Origin of the sequence: Zarconia navalis LEGE 11467 (assembly GCF_015207075.1) — a bacterium.
GTDB classification, from domain to species: domain Bacteria; phylum Cyanobacteriota; class Cyanobacteriia; order Cyanobacteriales; family Geitlerinemataceae; genus Zarconia; species Zarconia navalis.
The window spans coordinates 1-5,857 of record NZ_JADEXN010000352.1 but is presented as its reverse complement, the minus strand read 5'-3'; the positions used below and the strand labels follow the sequence as shown (position 1 = coordinate 5,857).

General features: G+C 50.7%; 4 protein-coding genes. 1 reads left to right on the top strand and 3 read right to left on the bottom strand.

Annotated features, from left to right (window positions below):
• Positions 1 to 595, top strand: a 595-nt coding sequence (locus IQ235_RS16805; protein ID WP_264322580.1) for an isocitrate/isopropylmalate family dehydrogenase, incomplete at its 5' end; no start/stop codon positions are given.
• 140 nt (positions 596 to 735) lie between these two features.
• On the opposite strand, the gene IQ235_RS16800 is transcribed toward IQ235_RS16805, so the two are convergent.
• The 3 genes from IQ235_RS16800 to IQ235_RS16790 form a co-directional block, all read right to left on the bottom strand.
• On the bottom strand, positions 736 to 1,887 hold the full coding sequence (locus tag IQ235_RS16800; RefSeq protein WP_264322579.1) for a calcium-binding protein: 1,152 nt from the start codon (positions 1,885 to 1,887) through the stop codon (positions 736 to 738).
• A 342-nt stretch (positions 1,888 to 2,229) separates the two neighbouring features.
• Positions 2,230 to 3,129, bottom strand: a complete 900-nt coding sequence (locus IQ235_RS16795) for a hypothetical protein (protein ID WP_264322578.1) — start codon at positions 3,127 to 3,129, stop codon at positions 2,230 to 2,232.
• Positions 3,130 to 3,549: 420 nt separating this feature from the next.
• A partial coding sequence (locus IQ235_RS16790) for an ExeM/NucH family extracellular endonuclease (RefSeq protein ID WP_264322577.1) occupies positions 3,550 to 5,857 on the bottom strand: 2,308 nt, incomplete at its 5' end.

Sequence of the window (5,857 nt, the reverse complement as noted above, 5' to 3'; positions counted from 1 at the left end):
GGCCTATACAAACGGGGAAATCGATCGCATCGGACGAGTAGCGTTTGAGATTGCCGGTAAGCGCCAGGGCCGACTTTGTTCCGTGGATAAGGCGAACGTGTTGGATGTTTCTCAACTGTGGCGCGATCGCATCTGCACCCTCGCCCCCAACTATCCCGATGTGGAACTGTCTCACCTCTATGTAGACAATGCCGCCATGCAACTGGTGCGCGCCCCCAAACAGTTCGATACGATCGTCACGGGTAACTTATTCGGCGATATTCTCTCCGATGCGGCGGCGATGCTGACGGGGAGTATCGGCATGTTGCCCTCGGCGAGTTTGGGGGAAAGCGGCCCTGGGGTTTACGAACCCGTCCACGGTTCCGCCCCGGATATTGCCGGACAGGACAAAGCCAATCCCCTCGCCCAAGTCCTGAGTGCGGCGATGATGCTGCGCTACGGTTTAGATCGACCCCAAGCGGCCGATCGCATCGAAAAGGCGGTGATGGCGGTTCTCGATGGGGGTTACCGCACGGGGGATATCATGGCTGAGGGAATGAAACCCGTGGGTTGCCAGCAGATGTCTGAGGTTTTGTTAGAAGCGTTGGCGGGTTAAAGTCGATCGCGCGCTTATCAATTGTTGCAAGGGGTCAACGACCGTTGACCCCTACTTGTCGCAGTTAGTTGATAGGTGACGACGGATTTTTGAATTCCGAGGAAAGCGAGGATTTTCGCCGTCCAACACATCCTAGGAATTTAGAAGGTGACAATGCTTGCCACCACTTGGTCGATCGGGACCCCTTCGGTCACTCCGATGATATCTCCTTGGAACACAATGACGCCATCGACCCCGCCACCGGGTGCTGGAAAGTTTCCAAATTGATAGCCCGATGCTGCCCGAAGGACAATCTGGTCAACTCCCGGCTGGAAGTCTTTAATCAACGCTAAGTCAGCACCTCCCTGACCGCGATATAGTATGGCACCCGTAGCCGTGTTACCCAGGAAGAAGGTATCTGCCCCCACCAATGGTGTACCATCCGCAGCCACGCCATCTCCGGTGAGTTCGTCAAACTCACCAAAACCATTACCGTTGGGATCGACTCCGATGAGGTTATCGTTACCATTACCTCCGGTGAGCAAGTCATTTCCAGTGCCGCCAAAAATCAGATCGTTACTGTCGCCGCCGTCGAGTATGTCGTTGCCGCTGCCGCCGTTAATCGTGTCCAATTCGATGCCACCGGTGATGGTGTCGTTCCCCGCACCACCCATGAGGCTGTTGAGACCGCGATCGCCAAAAATTTCATCGTTGCCAGCCCCAGCATCGACGGTATCATCACCGGGTCCGGCATTAATCTCGTCGTTACCATCCCCTCCGAAAATCAGATCGTCGCCGTTTTCTCCAAACAGGCGATCGTTACCAGCCCCCCCATCCATACTGTCGTTACCGAACAACCCGGAAATCAGATCGTCTCCATCTTGACCGAAGAGAGCATCGTTACCGCTGCCGCCAAAAATGCGATCGTTTCCGCCTTCACCAAAAAGAACGTCGTTGCCGCTTCCTCCATCTAGAAAGTCGTCTCCGTCACCGAAATTACCATTATCTCCAAAAAGCAGATCGTCGTCGCTACCGCCAAAAATGCGATCGTCTCCGTCACCGCCTAAAACTATATCGCTACCAGAATCTCCTCGGATAAAATCATCTCCACCAGCTCCAGCAATGGAATCGTTTCCGCGACGACCGTAAATAATATCTCTTTCGGAGGTAGTTGGCCCTAGACCCGGAATCGGGATGGTGACCGTAATTTGACCGATGGAACCTCCAAAATCTGGAAATGTGATGGTTTTAACTTCCGCTGGAGTATTGGGGGTAATAGCGTCGCTGGAGTTAGTTCCTCTGATAAATGCCATAATCGTTAACTCTCTCCCAATGTATTGATAAATATAGTTATGCCTTTGCTGTCTTACTATAAGGAGTTGAAGGATTAAAGTGTTGCCATTTTGGCAGAAACTCAGTTGCCTTTTATTCCCTGATTTTATTTTTTCGATCGCGATTTTTTAAAGATATCGTAAAGAGATTAAAATCGCTAAAGATAGATCTTCGACTATCTCTCAAAAACCGATCCCTCTACAGAGAAAATTCAAAAAAAAATCCCTCGTCTAAAGTGGCGAGAGAAAAGCTAGAGAAGATATTCGCGAACACTGGAAAACTGATACTCTAGATTCTAATGAGATCGCGATAATCAGTCGAACTTATACTTTTTGACTTTTGAGTTTCGATCGCATCCCAATCGCCCCACCTGTTAAGAGAAGAGAAAGAACGATCGAAGGTTCAAAAGGTTCGGGAACGGCAGCCGCTGCTTTATTATTTTTAACTTCAACGACGGTGATATAGCTATTTGCATCGAAATTTCGCTGATAAGAGCCACCGGCAAAAAAGGTAATCGATTCTTCCAGTTGGGAATCGCCAAAATCTTCGATCGCTTCAAATTCAGTCAGATTGAAATTATTGCTGCTTTGTTGAAGGGTTGTACCCACATCCGGACCTTGACTTTGCAAAAATGCAGATAAGGAAAATGTATCGAGTAAGGTTTGATTCGATTGACTCGTCCCGCCAAAAATAGCAAAGGAGATATTGGCACTCGCACTGACCGTTTCTGACAGGGGATTGTCTATTTCGGTATCCAATAGAGACGAAACGACAAATTCAAAGGAAAATAACGAGGCAGTATCGAGAAAAAAGTTACCGACAACTTCGGCATCGCTTTGAGCTGAAAATATATACTCGCGACTGTCTCCACCGACGATACTTAAAGTGCTATTAAATGCCTCAGCCGGATCGTCATCAAAAATGAGTGCGGCACTCACATCGGCGCTAGCAAAAATCGAGCCGCTGCCAGCATTGGAACTGACGGAGTCGCCATCATCAACCATCGAACCGGGATCGAATCCATCCAGGCTCATACCTTGAGCGTCGGCATCGACAGAGAGAGAACCCGATAAAGGAGTTTGACTGAAGTTAAAAAGATTTGCCGTCGATGAAGATGAAGCAAATGTTGCGGCAAGAGTGGGGGTGACATTAAAGGTAGACCCAGCAAATATCGGGGCAGCTAATAAAAATAAGCCTTTTGTTAGTTTTTGTTGTAACTTCATAATCAAACTCCAATATATTTTTGTTTAGATTCTTACTTGTAAATGCCTCACCCTAGATCGAGATATCTACTTGTTTTTACTTAAGTATTCGTCCTACTAGGTCATTATGTTAGAACCTTTTTTCGTCAATTGCATAAAGAGACAATAAAGATGTGGAGACTTATTTTAAATGTTTTTGCAATTAAGAAAAATATCTTTTTATTCACCAGGAGTCTCTGGTTATTCGTAAAAATATGTAGGTTTCTATGTTTTTTTAATAAAGAATTACCGAATAGTTCTTAATCCCTAAATTGGCATCAGGGTATGTTTTAAGGTAAAAAATGCTATATCGATATCGAAATCGGACGATCGCACTTCCTTTACATCAATCGCCAATTAACAATGTTGAGAGTTTTTTAAACTCCGTAAATTTTCTTAGACTTAGACTTGGGCAAAATCGGTCACTTCGATCGCATCCGTATTAACCCCACGTAGCGTAATCGATAGTCCCACAGCCATCATCTGAGTATCATTTCCAACTTGAGCGAATGTGAAATCTGCAAAGGTCAATCCATCTCTCAAGCCGATAATATCTATGCCATCGGTAAAATCCGCGATCGTATCGCTGCCATCTCCGGGGGAAAAATCAAACCGATCGCCCCCGAAACCGCCCAACAGCAAATCGTTACCGCGATCGCCACTGAGTACGTCGCTACCCAAACTGCCCAACAGCGTGTCGTTCTCTCGACCGCCGTAAAGTCGATCGTTATCCAGACCGCCATCGAGAACGTCCATTCCCAGATTCCCGAAAAGGCGATCGTCGCCCCCCTCTCCATGCAAGCAATCATTGCCGAGATCCCCTGCCAATACATCATCGCCGATCCCCCCAACGGCGGCATCGTCGTCCATCCCGGCATAAATCGTATCGTCGCCGGAACCCCCGTCGACACGGTCGTTTCCAGCGTTACCAAAAAGCAGATCGTTCCCCTCCTCTGCGAAGAGTCGATCGCCTCCCAAATCTCCGGCAATGCGATCGTTCCCCCCGTTGCCGCGCACCCGATCGTTCCCTTTGCCGGCAAAAATCCAGTCGTCCCCCTCTCCCGCCTCAATGTAATCTGCATCCTGGTTGGCAAAGAGGAGGTCATCGCCGGGACTGCCTAATAAATTGTCATCACCGGCCCAGCCGGAGAAGGTCACCTGGACTTGACTGCGGCCGTCAAGGGTATTGGGGTTGTCATCCCCTTCGACGAACCGTCCCGCGATCGTGTTGAGGGTGGAGTTGGGGCCCGGAAGCTGGGACGGACGACCGATCTGAGGACAAAATTGCGTTGCTGTGGAGATATCGGGAATCGTGGGATTTGAAGGAGTACCAGATGGGCGATCGTCTCCATCGTTGGAACCCGGTTGAGGTGGAGTCTCGGGAACTTCGGCAGTGACGGAAATCGTGAGGCGATCGGTATCGGTTTGCGCCCCACCGGGACGACTCGTATCTCGATCGTCTGTGGTAATTTCAATGCTGGCTTCTCCAACAAAATCGGCGGTGGGAGTAAAGCGCAGTTCGGCGAGGGCGATATTGATAGCATCTAGAGTCCCGAGGAATGACAGGGTTGTGTCGTCGGTGCCATCTCCAGCCAGGAAGTCGAGACCTGTTATCTCAGGAAGAGCAAGCGTTCCCTGGGTCGCAGTGAGGGTCACTTGCAGGGGGACAACTCCACTCTCTCGATCGAAAATTGCCAGATCGATGGGGGCGAGGATTTGGTTGACCTGGATCGTTGGGGGTACTGCGGGCAGGAGGTTTTCCGGGGGTTGGTTCGTGGCATCGCTTGGGGGAACGGGAGTGTTGAGGTTCAGCCCGATAACGATCGGATCGACATCGGTGGCGCGATAGGGATCGACGTTGTACCAATTGTTGAGTTGCGCCGCAGACTGAAATTCCTCGTTGTAGTCGAAGATGGCAGGTTCGTCAGCATTGATGCGCCACCGGGCCACTCCCGTAACTTGGGGGGCGAGGCGGTCGTTGGCGAAGGCGTAATCGAGGGTTCCCCAGATTCCGCGATCGCTGCTGGAATAAGAGGCGGTATCGAGGTTCGCATATCCGGCAGCTTGAATAGCGGCGATCGGGTCTTCTCGAACGTAGGCGTTCAAATCCCCTACCAGCAGCACATCACTATCCCCACCCCCCGTCGGATCTGCGGCCAGCCAAGCGGTGAGGGCGTTGGCCCCATCGATACGGGTTTGATTCCAGTTTCCCCGGCCGTCTCCGGCATCGGCATTTGCCCCGGTTCCCGTTCCGTCTTTGGATTTGAAATGATTGACGGCGATCGTTACTTTTTCCCCAAAACTGGGATTGCCCACCTCGGTGACGGCAAAGGTTTGGGCGAGGGGGGGAACATTGACATCGGTTCCCTCGAAAATACCTGCCGTATTTAAAAATGCAGCCGTACCCACTTCCGACACCGCCGCCGGTTTGTAGAGAAAGCCCGATGCGATCGCCCCAGAACCGAGCATCGGTACGCCGGGATTGACAAAAGTGTAAGTACCCGCCCCCACCACACCGTTGAGGGCATCGGTTAAATCGGCAATAGCACTACCCGTTCCGTAGCCGTTGTTTTCCAGTTCCGTCAACGCGACGATATCGGCATCGATTGCCGCGAGAGACCTCACCGTTTTTTCTCGCTGGCGGGTCAGTTCCGCGAGGAGATCGGCCCCGAGTGCCCCATTGCTGCCATTATCGAAGGTGGTGAAGTAG

Bases quoted from the DNA above. Each gene is read 5' to 3' on its own strand.
- IQ235_RS16800 (WP_264322579.1), bottom strand. From the start codon at position 1,887: ATGGCATTTATCAGAGGAACTAACTCCAGCGACGCTATTACCCCCAAT.
- IQ235_RS16795 (WP_264322578.1), bottom strand. From the start codon at position 3,129: ATGAAGTTACAACAAAAACTAACAAAAGGCTTATTTTTATTAGCTGCC.